Raw genomic sequence first — 20,821 nt, forward strand, 5'->3', positions numbered from 1 at the left:
GTGCGTTGCGACGGCCCTGCCGCTCGAACGCCAGAGCCCTGCGTTCGACCGCCCTGACGCTGATCGACGGTCGACGTCCTGCGCCGGGTTCCCAATGCGTTCGGCCATGACGGTGCGCTGGCGAAACGCTTGAAGCCCGGCGGAAAACCTGATCGATAAGCGAGCTCGGATGCACTGAATGCGTTCGCCGGTTATCCCGACCCGGCCAAGAGAACCACATCCTACTTCCCGGGGATGTCGAAGGCGGGCGGACCTGGCGGGCGGACCGTCCGAGGGCCCTGCGCAGGGAAGCTCGCTCGGTGTGCTGCTTGCCCCGACAAAGACGGTCCGACCCGGCCCGCAAGGGGGCCGGACCGCACGCGTGGGTCCTTTGCGCGGCACTCAAAGCTTGAATGGCATGTGCGCGCGGATCGTCGATCGGTGCCGAAACTGGTCGGGGGCGACCGCCACCAGGACCAGCACGGCATAGAACGTGAGCGGGATGAAGGCGACAAGACCGCCGATCATGGGCTCGGTGATCCCGTAGACGAGATAGAAGATGAGCATGGCGAGGAGGATGTGCGCCCGGTCGCCTGCGCTGCGTCGCAGGGTCGAGACCAGGGCTGTGCCGAACATCAGGAAACCGACGGCCCCGTCGGCGAAGAGGACGTTCAGGTACAGGTCGTGTGCGTGGGCGGCCGCCTTGAACAGCAGCGGATGAACGGGAAGGATGAATTTCGCCGAGCCGCCTCCGTAGCCGAGCAGCGGTTGTTCGGTCCACAGATCGAGAACCACCGCCCAGATCCGGCTTCGTCCGGTGCCGCTCGTGATCTCGTCCGCCGATCCCGATCGTGCGACGCTGGAGAGGATCTGGTCGCTGAAACCGGTCATGACCAGCAAGAAGAAGCCGCCGATGATCGCAGCGACGGTCAGCTTCAGACCGACGTTTCCGCGCGAGAGATAAACGTAGAACAATCCGATCGCCACGGCGATCAGAGACATGCGGTTGTTGCTGGCCAGCAGACAGAACGCCATCGGCGCCACGAGGACGAAGAACATCGGCCGGCGGAACGAGATCTTCGACGCGAGCACCATCAGGAGAATGCCGATGCCGGCCGACGCGCCGGCCGAATTGGCCGTTCCGAAGACCCCCTGCAGGCGCCCCGTCGGCTCGAACGCGCCGTTCGTCCAGTCGCTCATTCGACCGAGTTGCGGGTCCAAGACGTATGCGGCGATGGAAAGGCAGCACAGCAGGAAGCAAGCGACGATCAGGGCGTCGACCAAGCGTTGCGGACCCGCGATGCGGACGAAGGCGTAGAGGAACAAGAACGCCACGAGGTTCGACAGGGTTTCGACCATCGACATGGCGGGTTGAACCGCATGGACGCTGTTCAAGACGGTGAAGCCGAGGAACACGGTCCACGGCACGACTTCTGCAGTGACCAGCGGAAGGCGGCGCACGAACAAGGCCGACAGGGTCAATGCGCCCATCAATCCCAGGCAACCGAGCTTGATCAGGATCTGGAAGTCGATGGACTTGTCGTCGATCTCTCGGGTGCGCAGGGTCGCCGATTGCAGGACGACGATCAGAATCCCCGCGGCGAACGCGTAGCGCCAGTCCCACACCAGCGTACGCACCCCGGCAAATAGCAGGAGCGGCAACATTCCGGCCGCAATGAGCAAGCCGAGGGGGACTGGGTCCTTGTCGCTCCATGCGAAGACGAGCGTTGCGACAACGGCGGCGACGCAAAACGCCAGCGCGACGGTCGCCGCCGCACTGGCGAAGCGATTGGCGTATGTCGGTGCGGCATCCATTACGCAGATATCGCGGTCATCGGAGTGTTTTCCGTTGGTCCGGGACTTACGTATCCGGCCGGACTTTCGTCGAAGACCGACCATGCGGCCGCGATCGACTTGGTCCCCTCCCACCTGGGCTGCATCGGTCCGGCCTCACGTCGTCTTGAGGTCGCCGCGGACCTTGGCGGCCGCAAGGCGGGACAGGAAGACGACGTTGCCGATAAGGTAGCGGCGGGCCAGGCGGCGCGGTTCGAGACAGAGGCGGTAGACCCATTCGAGGCGTGCGCTGCGGATCCACGCCGGTGCCCGCGGCACCGCCTCCGCGAAGAAGTCGAACCACGCGCCGACCGCTATCCCGCAGGGGCAGACCTCGGGAACATGCGCTGCGATCCAGCTTTCCTGGCGAGGGTTGCCCATTCCGACCAAGATGAGATCGGCCCGTGCCGACGCGATGGTTGCGAGGATCGAAGGCTCGTCGGATTCCCTAAGATAGCCGTGATGCCGTCCGACGACGGTGTGCCGGGGCCAACGCTGTCCCATTTTCTCAGCAGTCCGCTCGATCACGTCGCCGCGCGCTCCGAGGAGGAAGATCCGCAGGTCGTGATCCGTGCTGTCGAGATAGGACGTCACGAAGTCGGTGCCGTTCAAGTTCTCCTCGAACACCGTCCCATGCAGGACGCGGCGTGCGATATCGACCCCGACGCCGTCGTTGAGAACCAGGAAGTCGCCGAGGCGCTCACGCATGGTGGGGCGTCGGGAACATTCGTTGGACAGGTTGGCGTTCAGGAAAGCTACCCGTGTCGTCGAACGATGCATCACGCGATTGTCGATATGGGCGACGACATCGCGCACCTTTCCGGATTGGACGCGAACGCCGAGGATGTCCGTCACGGTCAGCATTGGGGTGATCCTGCGGTGAGAAATTGCGGAGCGTCGACGATCACGCTCCGACTCGGCGGAGGGAAAAATCGCCGCGACCGGTCATGAAGATGCGCAGCAGTCCAAGGGCGAGGCCGATGAACAAGGCGATCGCGAGGACCACCGCACTCCTAGGAGCGCTCTTCGATTGCGGCGGGTAGGCCGCGCTCGCGACTTGAGCGTCCGGGAGCGACAGGAACTGCTGCTGCCAGGTCTCGGCGTACCGCTCGAGGAACTTGTCGTGAAGAACGCGATAGGCCTGCGCGGAACTCTCAAACTTCTTCAGCGTCACGCGCGCCGAAGCCGAGTTCTCGCCTTCAAGCGAGCCGGAGAACTTCAACTCCTCCACGGCCCGCTCGGCGAGCTGTGCCTTCGCTTGCAACTCGTCGGTGCGGGCCTGCAGCAGCTTGCTGGAGCGCCGCGCCATCTCCTCACGCAACTCCATCTGGTCGGCAATGAAGGCTGCGGCGTAGGCATTCGCGACGCGCGCGGCCTGGGCCGGATCGGGCATCGTTGCCGCCACCTCGACCGCATAGGTAAGGCCAATCCGGCGGACCGAGGTCAGTTTCTGCAGGGTACGCGCCGCGGCGGTGATCTCATCGTCCGGCTGCTTGGCAACGGGGTGCTTCCAGAAGGCGATGGTCCCGGTGATGGCACCCACGGCACGGGACACGGGCCCGTCCCGCAGCGCAGGATCGCCGACGAGCTTCTCACTCTCGACCACCCGGCGCAGGATCCGCTCCGATTTCAGGAGTTCGACCTGACTTTCGATATTGGCGGATTCGACGTTCGCATCGATCGCCGGCGGCACGTTCGATCGCATAGCAGCGCTGTTCTTTGTATCGATCAGGATCAAGCCCGTCGACGTGAACTGCGGCGTCGCCAAGACTAGGTAAGCAATCGCGATCAGCACGGTCACCGCTGCCGGCAACACAAGCGAGCGCCAGTTCCGCCGAATGTTTAGCAGTGCCGCTAGAAAATCCGGGCCCTCCGGCTGAGGGCGCGCTGGAGCCGGGTCGGGGCCGAAGGTTCGGACCACGGCATCCTGCCGGGAATAGTAACCCATCGTCATCTACTCCCTGGCATAACGTCAAATGCCCTTCCAAACGGTCGAGGACCGACGCTCATCGATCCGCAGTCCCGTGATCGCACGGTGATTCTGCACTCCATCAGTCGACCGACAGCCGTACTGCAACGAGGTCGTTCGCTATGCTGAAAGGTAAACATGATGAGTAAGGATATAACCTGAGCGACTCCGGTATTACGGCGATAACTTAGGCTATCGCGGCTTATGTTGCAGCGCACGCAAAAAATTTGTGCATCAAAAAAGATATTTCGACATCGGCCGTCTCGGATGGCGCAAACGGCGCCACTCACGGTTTCGTGATGACGCCCAACTTCAATCACCGATACAAATCAAAGAATTATATCTCTAAATCGCCCTATCTCATCGTCTGCTTACACCAATGCTCACCGCTTGAGTTTGCACTGTGGTGGTGTCTACACCCAGTTCGGACGATCAGAAGTACCCTTCGGACGGGGATCAGGCACGACCGATCGTCGCTCTACGATTTCGGGCCGTACTCGGGCGCACAATTGGTGCGGTGCGAAGGCGATCCCTACGCATGCGGCCCGCTGGACAGATGGCTCGCTGCGTCTCGTAGGGCACGCAGAAACCAAAATCATTACAGATGAGATCAATCCTTGAAGAAATATATTTCTCGCAGCGGTCCTTGTAAGCGTCCAACCCTCAGATCTCTTTCCTAGCGGCGAGACCGTTCCCCTTTTTTTTGGTTAAAATTTCATCAACAGAAGCTAAGTGCAGCCATCTTTACTAGCGGAGCCTCCTTGACGAGCGTTCATAAACTCGCAGTTTAAGGGCGTTAACAAATTTTTAAGTGGGTTCGCCAATGGTCGATCGTGCGTTTACAAGTCAGACGTCACGTGAGTCGACGGTGACGAGCCGGCGCGCTGTCCTCACCGTCGTTCGGCCGCTCGGCTTTCCCTCATCGGTCCGTTCGACTGATCAAACGGCTCCGGCCATCCGCACGGACGAACCGAGCGGCTATCTACTTTCTCGCCGCAAGCGCTTGCTCGACGTGTCGCTGGCGGGTGCCTTGCTGCTGGCGTTGCTTCCGCTACTGTTGATGGTCGCCTTGATCATCCGTGCGACCTCGAAGGGGCCAATCCTGTTTCGCCAGACCCGGTGCGGTGCGGGAGGGAAGCCGTTCGTCATCTATAAGTTTCGCTCGATGAAGGCGGTCGAAGCGTCGGACACCCTCGTGGTCCAGGCAACCCGCGACGACGCACGTATCACCACGATCGGGCGCTTCATCCGTCGCACCAGCATCGATGAGCTGCCGCAACTCGTGAATGTCCTCCAGGGCGACATGTCGCTGATCGGACCGCGTCCGCACGCTACCTCGCACGATGCGTTCTATGCATCACGCATCCCCCGCTACAACGAGCGGTTCTTCACGAAGCCGGGTTTGTCCGGGCTGGCCCAAGTCAGCGGCGCCCGCGGCGAGACTCCGCAGATTTCGGATATGGCGCGGCGGATCGAGTTCGACTTGAACTACATCCAGACCGCTAATTTGCGGCAAGATATCAAGGTCATCGCCGCGACGGTCCGCGAGATGATGTTCAGCTCCAGCGCCTATTGATACCCGCCGCGGAAACGGGCGACGGTCGTCCCGGATTGCGAATGTGCTCCTTCATCGGACCGGAGCCCACCTCCATCTTCGACCTGCGGTCGTCGCCCGATACGGAGCGGTCGCGCAGGACCAGGAACCGCCGGGCCCGTCCGACCTTCCGGTTCCCTTGTCAGATGTCGCACGGGTTCGTCGTCGACTTCGACGTTGCAAGCTTCGGAAACAGGACCACGCCATGAATTCTAACGCAGCTCCGATAGCAATCTTCGGTCGGATGTCGGCTCTCGGCCTCGCGGCGGCGATCGTGTCGGGTGGCCTGACCGTGTGCGCCCATGCGGAGTATCTCATCCAGCCGGGCGACACCGTCGAGATCGCGGTTGCGGGTCTTCCCGACTTGAAGCAGCGCAGCGTAGTGAACCCGGACGGCGCGGTGGCCGTGCCCATGACGCGTCCGGTCAAGGTCGCCGGGCTTGGCCTTTCCGCGGCCCAGACGCTGATCAAAGATCAATTGTCGCGCAAGCTCTACCAGCAGCGCATGTCCGATGGACGCGACAGCATCACGGCTATTGGGCCGGACATGGTGATGGTGACGATCGCCGAATATCGACCGGTTTACGTGAACGGTGACGTAACCAAACCTGGTGAGCAGGTGTTTCGGCCCGGGATGACCGTTCGGCAGGCCGTCGCGCTGGCGGGAGGGTACGAGATCATGCGCTTTCGCATGAACAACCCGTTTCTTGAATCCGCCGACCTGCGGAACGACTATCAGGTTCTCTGGATGCAGTACGTGAAGCTGCAAGCGAAGATCTGGCGGCTCAAGAATCAGAACGCTCCGCGCGACAAGGAGCAGGATGCGGCTCTGGACGCACAGACGCAGGCGCCTCTGCCAAAGGCCGTTCTCGAGTCACTGCGGGTAAACGCGCGGACCCAGCTCGCGGTCGCGAACGAGCGCTTCATCGCGGAGTCCGCGTTCCTCACGGGCGCCGTGAAAACCGCCGACGATCAGATCGCGATGCTTCGGGCTCGGCAAGTGAAGGACGATGAGAACGTCCAGGTCGATACCGCAGATTACAACAAGCTCAAGGAATTCTCGGAGCGCGGCAACCTTCCCATGACCCGCCTGTCCGAGGCGCGGCGCCTGTTCCTGTTCTCAGCGACCCAATCGCTCCAGACCGGCGTCCAGCTCGTGAACACCATCCGCGAGCGGGACGACGCCCGGCGCAAGGTGGCGCGTCTCGACGAGACGTCCCGCTCCGAAATCCTTGCTCAGACCGAGCAGGCGACGGTCGAACTGGGTGAGGTCCGTTCCAAGCTCCAGAGCGTGAGCGAGAAGATCACGTACACCGGCGTCATCCGCTCGCAGCTCAGTCGGGGTGGCGGCGCGACACCGGCGATCCGCATCGTCCACGCTGCGGCGAACGGCGGCGGCACCGAGGCGGCCAGCGAGGACACCCCGGTGGTTCCCGGCGACACCGTCGACGTCGCTCTTCACACAGAGGTCCCGGAGATCACGCAGTGACGGTGCGGTCCGCGCCGGGCGCGGGCATGCCGAGCCGACGCAGCGTCGTCCGGACGATCGGCGGGTTCGCGGCCGTGGCCGGCATCGGCTTCTCCGGCGCGGTGTCGGCCTCCGCGCCGGACGGCCTCGGGAAGCTCGCACGGGGCGTCAACCTCTCGCACTGGTTCGCCCAAAGCTTCGAGGGCTACGGCGCGGGCCACCTCAAGACCTTCGTCACCTCGGACGATCTCCGCCTTCTCTCCGAAGCCGGATTCACCCATGTCCGCCTCGGCGTCGAACCGGATGCCCTGTTTCAATCCGGCGACGGCGAACCTCAGTTCGTCGAGCCGGTGCTCGAAGCGCTTGGGAGGGCTCTGGACATGATCGCGCGGGCCGGCCTCGCGGTCGTCGTCGACATGCATCCCGTGGGCGCTTCGAAGAATCCGCTCCAGACGCCCGCCGGAGCCGCGACCTTCGTCGCGCGCTGGTCGAAGCTCGCGGGCGCGGTCGCTGCGCATCCGATCGGTGCGGTTCTGGAAATTCTCAACGAGCCCGAGCCGCTTGCCGGCCCAGCGTGGTGGACGCTTCAAGCGCGGGCGCTGGAGGCAATCCGGAGCGCAGGCGCGAAAGGGCCCGTGATCGCCAACGGCGGCGGCTGGAGCGGGATCGACGATCTGGTTGCCCATACGCCCTATCACGATGGCGCAGTCGTCTACACCGTGCACTGCTACGCGCCGCTTCTGTTCACGCATCAGGGGGCGACCTGGACCTGGGACGTCGCGCGTTCGATTGCCGGCCTGGGCTGGCCGTTGGATCGAGGCCAGGCGGAAGCGGCCTCCGCAGCGACGTCCGACCCGCGCGCCCGCGGATTCCTGCACGACCAGATCGCCGACGGCAGCTTCACCGCGTCCGCGCTGGAAGTGCAGTACGATCGGCTTTCGCATTGGGCTCAGTCGCACGGTGACGTTCCGATCTATGTCGGAGAGTTCGGCGTCTACGCCAAGACAGCGCCTGTCGCGGCACGGATCGCGTGGGTGCGGGCCTCGCGGCGTGCCTACGAACAGCGCGGCTGGGGCTGGGCGCTGTGGGACGATTCCGATTCGTTCGGCTTCCGTAGTCCGGGTGCGGGTCGCGGCGCGATCGATGCCGCGATGCTCGATGCCCTGGGAGTCGGCGCGTCGTGAAAAAGCTACGGCTGCAAATGGGCGGTCTGGGACGGAGCGCGCCGCTCCTGGCCGCGAACATGCTGGAGGCGGTACTACCGTTCGCCCGCAACGTCGCGCTCGCGCATCTGATCGCGCCAGCGGAGTTCGGCCTCGCGATCTCGCTTTCCATCGTCATCGGCATGCTGGAGGTCCTGACAGATTTCGGCCTTCCCATCTTCGCCGTCCGCAAGGATGCGGGGGTGGATCCTTTGGCCAAGTCCGCGGGGCGGGACGCGGAGACGGCGATGATGGGCACGCTGCAGGGCCTCGCGCTGTTTCGCGCCTCGCTCCTCGCGGTCGTTCTGATTGCGGCGTCCCCTTGGATCGCCGCAGCGTTCCACGCTTCGGATTCCGCGCCGGTCTACGCGCTTCTCGGCTTGATCGTTTTCGTCCGCGGGTTCGAGAACTTCGGGGTGAAGGCTGCGATGCGTGCCTTCGTCTTCTGGCGAGAGGCCATCGTCGTCACGGCGGCTCAGGTCGCCGGGCTGGCGGTCACGGTCGCGGTCGCCGCGCTGAGCGGTGGGTTCTCCTGCATGCTCTGGGGTATGCTGGCCACGGCGGTCACGACGGTGGCGCTGTCGCACGTGTTGTCGCCGCAGCCCTACCGCCTCCACTGGAACCGGGAGGCCGCGCGCGAGGCGAGTGTGTTCGGGCGGCCGCTTCTTGTGAACGGCGTCGCCGTTTCACTGAATCTGTCGGATCGGCTGCTCGTGGGCAGCGTTCTGGGCCCTGGTCTCCTCGCCCTCTACAACGTCGCCTACGGCACCGCGCAGCTTCCGCGGACGGTTCTGGCCAAATTCCTCACGAGCGCCTTTCTGCCGCTTTTCGTACGGCATCGCGAGGGCGACGCCGATACGTCCGCGCTCTACGACACCTGGGCCTGGTGCCTCTCCTGTCTCGCCTTCGCTTACGGGCTCGGACTCAGCCTGCTCGGGGACCATGTCCTAGCCTTCGTCTTCGGAGAGACCTACCGCCCGTCGCGCCTCTTCATGTGCCTCGCGGGTCTCAGCCTGTGCGTGAAGTTCCTCATGCTGCTCCCCGTCCCGGCGGCTTACGCCGTGGGAAACACCCGCCTCGTCGCGTTCGGCTCGATCCTCTCGGCCCTCTCGGTCATCCCCGGTGCCGCACTGCTCGTCTGGCGCCACGACGTCGAGTTGTTCCTCGCGGGCCTCACGGCGGCGGAGTTCGTGGCCCTTCTCGTCTTCGGGCGCATCGCGATCCGCGAACAGGCGTTCACACGGTCGGCAGGGTGGCTCGCGATCGGCACTCCGCTCCTGCTTCTCGCGGCTTTGGCAACCCTGACGATCTTGGTGCCGGAGCTGAGTTTCGGGCGCTGGCTGGCTGCGTGCTCCGCGGCGCTTCTCCTGTCGGCGGCGATCTACGGCGCCATGGTGCCGCGGTTCGGCATCGGTCCGGGGGCCCTTCGTCATGCGTGAACAGGCGCCACAACCGGGAGCTCAGACAATCTGATGGCCGTGATCCTTTTCACGACGACCGACGTTCGCGGGCCGAGGCGCCTGGACTTCGAGCGGCTGCTGGCCTCGGTGCGGCAGGCCGATGACCTGGAGATCCGCCACTACGTCCTGTTGCAGAACGCGACGGAGGCCGACCGCATGCATTGGCGTGCGGCCGCGCCAGCCTGCTGCCGCATCGACGCGGTGCCGGGACGCATGTCCATCTCGGCCGCTCGCAACCGGATGATGGCCGATGCGGTCGCGGAGGCTACGCCTCAGGACGGTGACGTCGTCGGATTTCCTGACGACGACTGCTGGTTCGCGGACGGCTTTCTGCAGTGCCTGGCCGATCTGTTCGACGAGAACGCCCGCCTCGGCGTGCTCGTCTGCCGCGTCTCCCTCGATCCCGATCCGAACGGCTTCGATGCTGGGTCGGTCACGCCTTTGGCCGCCCACCAAGCCGTCCGCCTGGCCACTTCGAACAACATGTTTTTCCGAGGAGCTCTGACCGCCGCGATCGGAAGGTTCGATCCGGAGCTCGGCCTCGGGACCGCGTCCGGAGGCGGCGAGGATACCGACTACGTCATCCGGGCCTACCTGCGTGCGCGAGAGGCGGGATTGATCGACCGGCCGCTGGTCGGGCACCCGGTTCCCGATCGCATCTCCGCCGCGCGCTACTTCCGCGGCGCGCTGATCGTGCTGGCCTATCACGCCCGCAGCAGTCCCGCCCTCACCCTCGAATGCTTCCGCAAAATCTTCGTCGGCCTGTATTTCACCGCCAGCGGCAAGATGAGCCTGGCCGGCTACCGGCAGGCCCTCGCCGACGGGGCCCGCGCCTTCGGAGCCAAGCGCGACCTCGCACCCGCTCGAGGCACGGCATGACGATCCGGAAGGCGACGGCCGCAGGTGATCCGATCTGCATCCTGTTCTGCATCGATAGGGCTTACCTGCGCCAAGCCGGCGTGACGCTGGGCTCGATCCTGGAACACAATCCGACTACGGCGTTCGAGGTGTATGTCGCGGGCTTCGACCGTGATCCGGCCGCCTCCGAGGCGATATTTGCTCGGCTGGCCGCCCGCCACGGATCGTGCACGATCCGCTACGCCGACCTAGAGGAAGGCCTGTTCGCGGATTTGCCCGTCACGCGGCAGTTCAGCGCCAGCATCTATACGCGCATCGTGCTGGATCGATTCATCGATCGTCGACATGGGCGCGTCCTGTATCTCGACGCCGACACCGTCGTCCGTTCCGACTTGCGCGGCCTTTGGACGACGCCCCTCGAAGGGTATGTCCTGGCAGCGGTGCAGGACCATTTTCGCCTCGATTCCGAAGCCATCGGTTTCGCGGCCGACGAGCCTTATTTCAATTCCGGGGTGCTCCTCATCAACATGCACGCTTGGCGCGCGGAGGCATGCGAGGGGCGCGTCCTTGCCTATCTCGGCGAGACTGGCCGTGACCTGCCCTGGATGGACCAGGATGCGCTCAACGTCGTGTTGCGCGGTCGCGTCCGATTCCTCGACCTCGGCTGGAATTTCCAGCCACGTTGCGCCGACGTTCCGGCCGGCTTCCTGGGGCTGACCTCGGCGGCCTACGCCGCCCTGCGCGCGGACCCCTATCTTATCCACTACACGACGTCTCAGAAGCCATGGAACGCCGCGCATCGTGTCCATTACAGTCGCGACTTCTTTGCCGCGGCCCGCACCGCCGGGCTCGGTTCGCTCCTGGACGCTCCGCCCGCTCGCGGCGCAAAAGAACGTCTCGATGCCGTGAAGACGCGTCTGCGCTGGCACTTCCCGTCGATCTTTCGGGCGTTTCGTCGGCTGCTGAAACCGGAGGCCGCCGCAATGATGTATCGCGCGCGTGCCGGAGGATGACGTGACTGCCATGCGTGTCGGCGCCCACGGGATACGGTCGATATCCTACCTAATGGCCGCACACGATGCGGGAGCGTGGATCGAAGCGGCTCTGACCTCCGCGCTTGCGCAAGAGGACGTTGCGGTCGAGGTCGTCGTCGTCGACGACGCGTCGCGGGACGACACTGCCGCCCGGGTCGCCGCCTTCGCGATCCGCGATCCGCGGGTGACGCTGCTCCGTCGGAGCGTGAGCGGCGGGCCGGCGGCCGCTCGCAATCTTGCGCTTGCCCACGCGGCCGGGACGTGGGTCGGCATTCTCGACGCCGATGACCTCATCGAGCCGGACCGTAGCCGCCTTCTGATCGACTTCGCGGAGCAGAGCGGCTGCGCCGTCGTGGCCGACAATCTCTTGCGTTTCCTCGATGCGGATCCCCAGACGGCTTGGCCGATGCTCCCCCTTGGACCTTCGTTCCGCGTCGCGGTTGCGGCTTATCTGCGGCGAAACCTCCTGACGGGTGGCGACACCAACCTCGGCTATCTCAAGCCGATCTTCCGACGCACGTTCCTGTCGGATCGCGGCATCCGATACGACGAACGTCTTCGGATCGGCGAAGATTTCGATCTGTGTCTGCGCTGCCTGGCGGCCGGCACCGATCTGGCAGTGCTTCCCGCGCCGCTCTACCGGTACCGGATGGTCGCCGGCTCTTTGTCACGACGTCTGACCCGCACGGATGTCGACGCGATGCTGGCGTCCCAGGACGCCGCGTTGGGGTCGGTCACGATGACGACCTCGATCCGGTCCGCCGTTGCCGCGTACCGACGCTCGCTCCTCGACGGTCTCGCGTATCTCGAATTCCGCTCAGCGCTGCGCGGGCGCGACTGGCGACGTACCGCGAGGGAAGCGTCCCGGCTGCGCCTGTGGCGGGCCATCGCGCAGATCGGGTTCGGCTTGATCGCTCGCCGGCTCGCACGTCGGCGACCGGCGGTCGGCGGCCCCCCCGCGACGGTTCGATGACTTCCGCCTGCTGCATGATCCGGGCGGCAGAAACTTCAAGCGAAGGCGGCAATCCGGTGTGACGGCGTCCCGCCGCGACGCGGCTGCCCAGGGGAGACATTCATCCCGGCGTTGCGCTTCGATCGGAGTCTGCGCAGAGACACCGGCCTGCCTTGCAGATCGCGATCCCGATCTTGCATACAGAACGGAGCCATCGACCACGCCGATGCTCGCTGGCTCTGGAGCAAATCAGGAACGGTCCGGATCGGGCAGGGGCCGGTCGAGGCACGCCGCCTGCGGAGCGTTGTGGGTCTGCGCGCCGCCGAACCGGCATGGCACCCGCGGTCGGGGTGGCTTTGGAGGCCTTCGGTAACGCCTGCGTATGCCAGCCTTGGCTCACTGTCGCAGGTGCGGGGATCGCTCCCCATACCTGCGGGGAGGATCTGTGAATCTGGGTACCGCTGCTTGGAACCAGCATCCCGATCACGCCGAACGATAACGACTGACATCGAGCCGAGCGTCGTCACCGATGAACGGTGGAACATAGGCGGCGCGGTGATCCGCATACGTTCATCGACCGGCCCGGCGGGGTTTTTAACTTGCGTTCCGTGTATGTCGACCTCAATCCGAATTTGCTAGATCTATAGATGACAACAAAGACCATATTATCCGGGTGAACAATCTTTATGGGGTCGTTTTCCGCAAGATCATATCCATAACGGTAAGTCCGTGAATTTTTATCGTTCGCTAGAATCTCAAACGCTGCTGTTCGAAATGGGATTTGCAACCGGGGTGACAATCTCGAGCGGACGTCGTAAAAACACATCTATAATCGCTCGACGCTCGTGTTATGAAAGCCTTAATCATCGGGTCGCCAAGGTAGCGGATCGGGTCCTGACCCGGCGAGCGACATGCGGGACTCGGTCGGCCTAGAGCCGAAACTCACCGGTCGGGAGAGGCAGGGGTTGTGGGTTTGTTTCCGATCCTGATGATCGCCTGCGGGGCGATCGCGAGCCTGTACCTGAACTGGATCTTTCTGAGTCTCGTGAGCCTCATGGTCATGCCGCTCTATGTCGGCGCCATGGTCTGGTCTGGGGCGTCATTCCTAGGCGGAGTGGGTCAAGCGGCGGTCGGCCTCGTCGCCCTTCAACTGAGCTATATCCTGTCCGGCTGGATCCTCGAGAAGGTGCGGAGCCGCCGAGCCGACCTGCCGCGGATCGGCCATCCGGTTCGGGCGGCGGCCGAGAACCAGAGTCGCGCGCTGCCCGAGTGGCCCCTCTTCGGGGGGTGGCTTCCGCTCCTGGCCTTCTATGAGCCCCGATGCAGAGCGGACGGCTCCCCGTGGAACGGGATCGACGATCCGGGGTATCGGACCACCGTGCTTGCGGTTGGCTGGTTCGGACGCGCGTTCTCCCTCGTTGTCGGGTCTCCGAAACGGGTGAAGCCGCAAGGGCAACGGAATGCTCCCTCGCGGGCGAGCGTCGTTTCGGAACTCGACCGACGCATCGCTGCCGAACGCGCGAAATCGAATCGTGATTCGGGAGAATCCACGGACCAGCGTTGACAGCCGGCGGGCGGCGACTTTGCCGTGACGGGATCAGCGCTGCGCTCATACGGCGAGTCGGCCGCGCCGTATGGTTTCAATCTGTCGTTTGATCGTACCGCCGCCGGACGGAAGCAACGCGTCGCCGTGGTTGGACACGGGCGGAACGCCAATTGCGTTCGCTCGACGGCTACCCTGTCGCCCATCACGCAGCGAACCGACGGGCGATCGGGTCCCGCTCCGCGTCCGAAATCTGCGTGTTCCCGGTGCCTCGGCACGGCTGGCATTCACGGATGACGGCGTTGCGATTGTTGGGCTGCCGGTTCGACTGACGCCGAGACGATGTCCGGCATTCGACGATGCGAGCTGATCGAAGTCGATCTCGAACTCGTCGCCTCGCAACACGCTCGCAGGCATCGGTACGTCGCGGGATGTCCGTAACGTCGTCGTACGCGTGCCGTCCCCCGGGCGGGCTCAGGATCGTCGGATCGTTCGGCGATGGTCGGTCATCGCCGCGAAACCTGCGATGCGTCCTAAATCCTGCAGTAAGATTTTAGACCGAGGGGCGATGTGGCGAGCATTCACGGGTCGAGCCACGGCCTGCATAATATATCGCCAGCATGTTTTCATGCGTTGTTAACGATGGAATGCTTCCGTATCGCGGTCGAAAATGCCTTCGCTGCGGAATCGGATACTTCGGATGCCGAAGCTGTTTCAAATCGTCAGCTGGCCCATGCTGGCCGGAATCTTTGCGATCAGCGGATTGATCAACGTTCTTTGTTTGACCGGCTCTATCTTCATGCTCGAAGTTTACGATCGGGTTCTGCCGAGTCAATCCTTGTCGACGTTGGTCGGACTGATGGCGCTCGCTCTGGCGCTCTACATCGCACAAGGTGGACTTGAGGCGTTGCGGGCGCGGATCTTCGTCCGGGTCGGTGCGATCCTGGACGGGACCCTGAACCCTGTCGTGTTTGCCGTGTGCGCACGCGCTCCACTCCGTGGCGTGCAGGCGGGAGAAGCCGGCCTGCCGTTGCGCGACCTCGAGGTGGTGCGCTCGTTTCTGGCGGCCGGGGGGCCGGCGGCTCTGCTCGATCTGCCGTGGCTGCCGATCTACGTCGCGATCTGCTTTCTCTTCCATCCGCTGATCGGCTTCGCCACCGTCGCCGGCGCGGTCGCCCTTGCCTGCGTGACCGTGGCGAGCGAACTCGCGACACGGGGACCCATCCGTCGGTCCACCGCGTATGCCGCGCGTCGGCACGCGCTCTCGGAAGCCATCCGGCGCAACGCCGAGGCGGTCGCGGCCATGGGCATCACACCGCACCTGTCCGCCCGGTGGAATGCCATCAACGGCGATTACCTCGCTGCGCAACAGCATGTTGCCGATGTCGGAGGAGGTCTTGGGGCCGTATCCAAGGTCACGCGCATGCTTCTCCAATCCGGAGCGCTCGCGCTCGGCGCCTGGCTCGTCATCGACGGCCAAGCGACCGGTGGCGTCATGATCGCATCCTCGATCTTGGTCTCGCGCGCGTTGGCCCCCGTCGAGTTGGTCATCGGACAGTGGCGCAGCTTCGTTCAGGCGCGCCAGAGTTGGCATCGGCTGTCGGGAGCGCTCGCGCGGGACATCGCCCCTTCGGCACGTCTCGCCCTCCCACCGCCGCGGCGCATCCTTCAAGTCGAAGATCTGGCCGTCGTCGTGCCGGGAACGACGAGCGCTATCGTCCAGCAGGTCACGTTCCAGCTGGAGGCCGGCCAGGCGCTCGGCGTGATCGGCGCCTCCGCATCCGGCAAATCGTGCCTGGTCCGCGCCCTCGTCGGCGTGTGGCCGACCGCACGGGGGCGGATTCGGCTCGACGACGCCTCGATCGATCAGTGGCCGAGGGACGCTCTGGGCCGGCATATCGGCTACATGCCCCAGGAGGTCGAACTCTTTCCGGGATCCTTGTCCGAGAACATCGCCCGCTTCGACCCCGCAGCCACCGCCGAGCAGATCATCCATGCCGCTCGGGCGGCGGGCGCGCACGAACACATCCTACGGCTCCCGGAAGGGTACGACACGAGGCTCGGTGAAGGAGGGGCCGGGCTTTCGGCCGGCCAGCGCCAGCGGATCGGGCTTGCCCGGGCACTCTACGCGGATCCGTTCCTCGTCGTCCTCGACGAACCGAACGCCAACCTCGATGCGGACGGAGAGCAAGCGCTGACGGGCGCGATCCGCGGCGTGCGGGCACGTGGCGGCGTCGTGGTCGTCGTCGCGCACCGTCCGGCGGCCCTCGAAGCCGTCGATCTCGTGCTGATGCTGGGCGAGGGACGTATGCTGGCCTTCGGCCCGACGACGAACATGCTGCGTTCGGCCTTGGTCGCCGCCGGCCGTCCGGTTCCCCCGGATCGTCGTCCGGATGCGGCGCCGGTGGCCGGGCGTATGACGCCGGACCTCGCGTCGCGGGGAGCCGCATGATGGCGCCCCTCTTCGCGATCTCTCGCCGCCTCCCGAGATTGGACGCACCTGCGCTGACGCGCGCCTCGATCCACCGTCAGTTCGCGGCGGCAGGGCTGCTGTCGGCGGCTGTCGTCCTCGGCCTTGGTGGATGGGCGAGCCTTACCGACATCGATGGCGCCGTGATCGCTCCAGGGCAACTCGTCGTCGAGTCGGACGTCAAGAAGGTGCAGCATCCCACAGGCGGCGTGGTGGCCGAACTGCTCGTGCGAGACGGGGATCGCGTTCGTGCCGGTGACGCCCTCGTGCGGCTGGACGAGACACAGACCCGAGCCGTCCTCGACACCACCCTGAAGACGATGGACGAGATGGAGGCGCGTCGCGCGCGCGGCGAGGCCGAGCTCAACGACGCGCGCACGATTACCTTCCCGTCCAACCTTCTTGGCCGTGAGGCCCGCGACGAGCGTATCGCCACGCTGCTCGAGGGCGAGCGCCGACTCTTTGCCGCACGCATGGCTAGCCGCGAAGGCAAGCAGGCTCAGCTCGGCGAACACGTCGCGCAGTTGCGCGAGGAGATCGCCGGCCTTTCCATTCAGGCGCAGGCGAAAGCGCATGAGATGACCCTGATCCAGAGGGAGCTCGGAGGACTGCGTGCGCTCTACGACAAGGGGTTGGTCCCCCTCTCTCGCGTAACGGCTCTCGATCGCGATGCCGCTCGCCTGGAGGGAGAGCGCGGTCAGTATCTGGCTTCCATAGCCAGCGTACGGGGCAAGATCGCCGAAACGTCGCTGCAGGTTCTGCAGGTGGTGGTCGACATGCGTGCCGACGCCGGCAAGGAGCTCGCCGAGATACGCGGGAAATGGTCGGAACTCGTCGAGAAGCGCGTCTCCGCCGAGGACCAGATGAAGCGCGTCGTCCTGCGCGCGCCGCAGGACGGCGTGATCCATCAGATGAGCTTGCACACCGTCGGCGGCCTGGTCTCGGCGACGGAACCGGCGATGCTGGTCGTGCCGGAAGCCGACGCGCTGGTGATCGAAGTGCGGATCCGCCCGCAGGACATCGACAGCGTCCGCAGGAATCAGCCGGCGCGCGTGCGACTGCAGGCCTTCGATCAGCGCACCACCCCCGAGCTCGACGGCATCGTGACGCGGGTTTCCGCCGACGTGAGTCAGGACAGGAGCAACGGTCAGAACTACTTCACCGCGCGGATCACCATCGCCGGCGACCAGGGCAGACGCCTCGCCGGCCTGCGCCTCGTTCCGGGCATGCCGGTCGAGGCGTATCTGCTCATCGGCGCCCGGTCCGCGTTGTCCTACCTCGTCCGGCCGCTGAGCGATCAAGTGAGGAGGGCTTGGCGCGAACGCTGACGGCCTGACCGCGCGCCCCGCGGCGCGGATGCCGTTCCATGATCCGTCCGGCCCCCTCTTCGTCCCGGCGACGTGGCGGTACGGGCCGGATCGCTCTCGGTCCCGTCAAACATCCATCGCATCAAATCGAAGCAAGTAACTTTTCATTTTCCGTTCGAGTAACACTTGCGGTAGCAAGCGAGAAAACGTGAAGTGGAAACTTCGTATTCAGATCTTCATGCGACCTCTTGAGAGGCAGGGCATGAGTTGGTCAGATGGTACAGATCGGAATCTACGAGGGCCAGGACCCGAGCAAGGTTGGGACCTATACGCAATGGGCCGGACAGCCGCCCGACAACGTGCTGAATTACATCAACAACGACAGCTGGTCGGGGTTCGCGAGTTCGGTTCCGTGGCAGGTCCAGCGCTGGCAGGGCGCCGGCGTAGCGAGCATCTGGTCGGTTCCGCTGACGGTCTGGGGCACCTCGCTGGAGCAGGTCGCGACCGGAGCGTACGACAGCTATTTCCAGGCTGCGGCGAACGCGCTCGCACAGGCGGTCCCGAGCAAGGACGGCAACATCTACGTTCGTCTCGGATGGGAGTTCAACGGCACCTGGATGCCTTGGGCTGCGCAGGGGCACGAGGCGGCGTTCATCAAGACGTTCCAGGACGTCGTCGACGTCTTCCGCAGCGTATCGGACAAGTTCAAGTTCGTCTGGGACGTGAACGAAGGCGGCAGCACGATCGATCCGGCGATGGCTTACCCCGGCGACCATTACGTCGACGTGGTCGGCATGGATACCTACTACAACAAGGCCTACAATTCGGCGGATCCCGCGAAGGCCTTTCAGGACAAGGTTGTGGAACCCTACGGCCTTCAATGGCAGCAGGACTTCGCCGCGGCGCACGGCAAACCGACCGCCATCTCCGAATGGGGCGTTCAAACCGACGACTCCGCGCCCTTCGTCAAGGCGATGGCCGACTGGATGTCCAGCCACCACATGGTCTACGGAAATTACTGGGATTCCAACGATGCCGGTTTCGCCGGGCAGCTCGATTCCGGCCAGCATCCCGGAGCGGCGGCAGCTTACCTGAGCGCCTTCGGCGCCGCGCCCCTGACCATCGACACGGACTACCTCGATCCGTCGGCGACGTGGGCGTATCCGGCGGGAAGCGTGATCCGTTTCAGCGGCGATCATCTCGTCGAGAGCACCATCACGTTAGCTGGAGACCCGACTTTCGCGGTGGAGAGCGGTCACGTCGTCACGCTATCGGGCGCCGTTGTTGACCAAGCCAGCGCCGCGCCGGGCCAAGTCGAGAAGGACGGCGGCGGGACGTTGATCCTGGACCATATTAACGGCTACTCGGGCGGCACAATCCTCCTTGCCGGCGCGGTCGAGCTGGCCGTTGCCGGATCTGCGGGAAGCGGAGCGATCACCTTCACGGACGGCGCCCAGACCCTCATCGTCGACCGGGCCGCACTCGATGCGGATCATCGGTTGGCGAACACCATCGCGAACTTCGGGGCGGGGGATACCATCGATCTGCGCAGCGTCGGGCAGAACGCCGCCGTGGCGTTCGATCAAGCCACCGGCACCCTGTCGGTCACGGACGCCGCGACCGGAGCGTCGCTCGCAATCCTCCATCTAACCGGCGACTATGCGGGCCAGACATTTCAGGCTTCGTCCGACGGCGCGGGCGGAACCACGATCAACTATGCCCCGACGCCCTCCGACACACTTGTTCTGCGTGTGTCGGGCGACGCCTGGAACGGCACGCCGCATTTCGCGGTGCTCGTCGACGGGCAGCAGGTCGGTGGTACCCTGACGACGAACGCTTCGCACGCGGCGGGCCAGACCGAAGACCTGACCCTGACCGGCAACTTCGGCCCCGGGGCGCACGCGATCGCAATCCGCTTCCTCGACGATGCCTCCGGGGGGACGACGGCAACCGACCGGAACCTCTACGTTCACGAGATGATCCTGGACGGCCACGCCTATTCCGGCGACGCGGCGGTCAACACGGCGGGATGGAACAACAACGGCGTCGCCGGCATCTACTCGAACGGTGACGCGACCTTCCATACGACGGCCACGGACATTCTTTGGCACGTGTGACATGCCGGTCATAAGGTCATCCTGTGGTCCTCACGCCGTAGACCAACGGAATTCGTTCCGCCCCCGTTACCGCTTCGTCTGTCGGGACGACGTTCGAGCCCGCAGTCGGATGCGTCGGCAACGCGAAGCTTGAAGAGGTTCGCGCGGATCTACGGTGAGCAGCCGTGCTGATCTCCCCGGCTCAGGCGCGTCGATGGGATCCGGGTGAGCGAAGCGTTCCGCACCGGCAACCAAGGTTTGAGAACCACGCACGAAGGGGGGCGGAACAGCGATAGCGCGTGTACCGCTCCTCCGAGTTCCCATTCGACCTGCTGGTCGAGGCGTCGCACGATCTCATGGTTTGCATGAATGTCGAAGCCTGATCGGCGCCCATCAATACGAATCGGATTGGGAACGCGGTGCCGTCGCCGGCCCGAGCTGAGGGGTAGCCGTGCCGAAGCACCGATGCCGATGCTCAGGCGCCGTCGGCGACGTGGACGAGCTTGAGCACGCTGGTCGCACGAGTGTCCATCAGAATGATGGGGCACGGATCGGTTGTGGTCGCGCGCGTGGGCGGTACCGCGGATCGTGGTGCTCCGAGCCTGCGCTGGAACTGGGACGGCCGGCGCTTCTCGGTGCGCCGGTGGCGCCGCCGGTTGTCCGTCCTCTGCCCTGGGCGATGGAGCGGGGCCCATCGTACCCGTGGAGGCACCGTCCGCTGGGTGCGGCGGGTGGTTCGCTGAGGACGAGACCGTGTTCGCAGCAGACTTCCCGGCTCGGCTTTTCTTTGCGGAGCGCTTGGCGCAACGAGAGAGGTAGCGGCGGAGCTGGTGTTCGTCGAGCGAATGGCCGCCGAAGCTTAGACGTTCGGCGACCGTGGCCAGGGAATGTGCCGCATCACGGCGCAGACGAACGATCTGGTGGCGGCGACGCTGAAACAGCCCGGTCCTGTACGCCTACTGGCGGGACGCATGGTCGGCGCTTTGGAAGGCCGACCCGCGCCGGTCCGATTTCCTCATCGTCGGGATCTGGTTCAGCTTACTCTCGCACTGGTGC

The 20,821-nt window shown here is 64.8% G+C and carries 14 protein-coding genes; 11 read left to right on the top strand and 3 right to left on the bottom strand.

Features of this window, described 5'->3' with window-relative positions; genetic code table 11:
• Positions 1 to 381: 381 nt before the first annotated feature.
• The 3 genes from MKK60_RS26215 to MKK60_RS26225 all read right to left on the bottom strand — a co-directional run bounded on the left by MKK60_RS26215 (position 382) and on the right by MKK60_RS26225 (position 3,760).
• Positions 382 to 1,794 (bottom strand): O-antigen ligase family protein, encoded by a 1,413-nt coding sequence (locus MKK60_RS26215; protein ID WP_243989064.1) that lies wholly within the window; start codon positions 1,792 to 1,794, stop codon positions 382 to 384.
• Between the two features lie 135 nt (positions 1,795 to 1,929).
• Complete coding sequence (locus MKK60_RS26220; RefSeq protein ID WP_147841585.1) at positions 1,930 to 2,676, bottom strand: WecB/TagA/CpsF family glycosyltransferase; 747 nt, start codon at positions 2,674 to 2,676, stop codon at positions 1,930 to 1,932.
• 40 nt (positions 2,677 to 2,716) lie between these two features.
• Positions 2,717 to 3,760 (bottom strand): Wzz/FepE/Etk N-terminal domain-containing protein, encoded by a 1,044-nt coding sequence (locus tag MKK60_RS26225; protein ID WP_243938622.1) that lies wholly within the window; start codon positions 3,758 to 3,760, stop codon positions 2,717 to 2,719.
• Between the two features lie 889 nt (positions 3,761 to 4,649).
• On the opposite strand from MKK60_RS26225, the gene MKK60_RS26230 reads away from it, so the two are divergent.
• The 11 genes from MKK60_RS26230 (at position 4,650) to MKK60_RS26280 (ending at position 19,786) form a co-directional block, all read left to right on the top strand.
• Entirely contained in the window at positions 4,650 to 5,357 is a 708-nt protein-coding gene (locus MKK60_RS26230; RefSeq protein ID WP_243989065.1) for a sugar transferase, read from the top strand.
• 262 nt (positions 5,358 to 5,619) lie between these two features.
• A complete protein-coding gene (locus MKK60_RS26235) occupies positions 5,620 to 6,864 on the top strand; it encodes a polysaccharide biosynthesis/export family protein (protein ID WP_243989066.1) in 1,245 nt (414 codons plus the stop codon).
• Positions 6,861 to 8,027, top strand: a complete 1,167-nt coding sequence (locus MKK60_RS26240; protein ID WP_243989067.1) for a glycoside hydrolase family 5 protein — start codon at positions 6,861 to 6,863, stop codon at positions 8,025 to 8,027. Before MKK60_RS26235 ends, MKK60_RS26240 begins: the two co-directional genes overlap by 4 nt.
• Positions 8,024 to 9,484, top strand: coding sequence for an oligosaccharide flippase family protein (locus MKK60_RS26245; protein WP_243938614.1), 1,461 nt, complete (start codon positions 8,024 to 8,026; stop codon positions 9,482 to 9,484). The genes MKK60_RS26240 and MKK60_RS26245 overlap by 4 nt, the downstream gene beginning before the upstream one ends.
• A gap of 33 nt (positions 9,485 to 9,517) precedes the next feature.
• Positions 9,518 to 10,384, top strand: a complete 867-nt coding sequence (locus tag MKK60_RS26250) for a glycosyltransferase (RefSeq protein WP_243989068.1) — start codon at positions 9,518 to 9,520, stop codon at positions 10,382 to 10,384.
• Positions 10,381 to 11,376 (top strand): glycosyltransferase family 8 protein, encoded by a 996-nt coding sequence (locus MKK60_RS26255; RefSeq protein WP_243989069.1) that lies wholly within the window; start codon positions 10,381 to 10,383, stop codon positions 11,374 to 11,376. The genes MKK60_RS26250 and MKK60_RS26255 overlap by 4 nt, the downstream gene beginning before the upstream one ends.
• A 52-nt stretch (positions 11,377 to 11,428) precedes the next feature.
• On the top strand, positions 11,429 to 12,370 hold the full coding sequence (locus tag MKK60_RS26260) for a glycosyltransferase family 2 protein (protein WP_243989070.1): 942 nt from the start codon (positions 11,429 to 11,431) through the stop codon (positions 12,368 to 12,370).
• 946 nt (positions 12,371 to 13,316) lie between these two features.
• Entirely contained in the window at positions 13,317 to 13,913 is a 597-nt protein-coding gene (locus MKK60_RS26265) for a hypothetical protein (protein ID WP_243933794.1), read from the top strand.
• A gap of 679 nt (positions 13,914 to 14,592) precedes the next feature.
• On the top strand, positions 14,593 to 16,344 hold the full coding sequence (locus tag MKK60_RS26270) for a type I secretion system permease/ATPase (protein ID WP_243989071.1): 1,752 nt from the start codon (positions 14,593 to 14,595) through the stop codon (positions 16,342 to 16,344).
• Positions 16,341 to 17,690, top strand: a complete 1,350-nt coding sequence (locus tag MKK60_RS26275) for an HlyD family type I secretion periplasmic adaptor subunit (RefSeq protein WP_147841595.1) — start codon at positions 16,341 to 16,343, stop codon at positions 17,688 to 17,690. The genes MKK60_RS26270 and MKK60_RS26275 overlap by 4 nt, the downstream gene beginning before the upstream one ends.
• Before the next feature lie 254 nt (positions 17,691 to 17,944).
• Positions 17,945 to 19,786 carry a carbohydrate-binding domain-containing protein gene (locus MKK60_RS26280; RefSeq protein WP_243989072.1) on the top strand — a complete coding sequence of 614 codons (1,842 nt, stop codon included), beginning with the start codon at positions 17,945 to 17,947 and terminating at the stop codon, positions 19,784 to 19,786.
• The last annotated feature ends 1,035 nt before the right edge of the window (positions 19,787 to 20,821 follow it).

Source organism: Methylobacterium sp. J-092 (genome assembly GCF_022829325.1).
Lineage (GTDB): Bacteria > Pseudomonadota > Alphaproteobacteria > Rhizobiales > Beijerinckiaceae > Methylobacterium.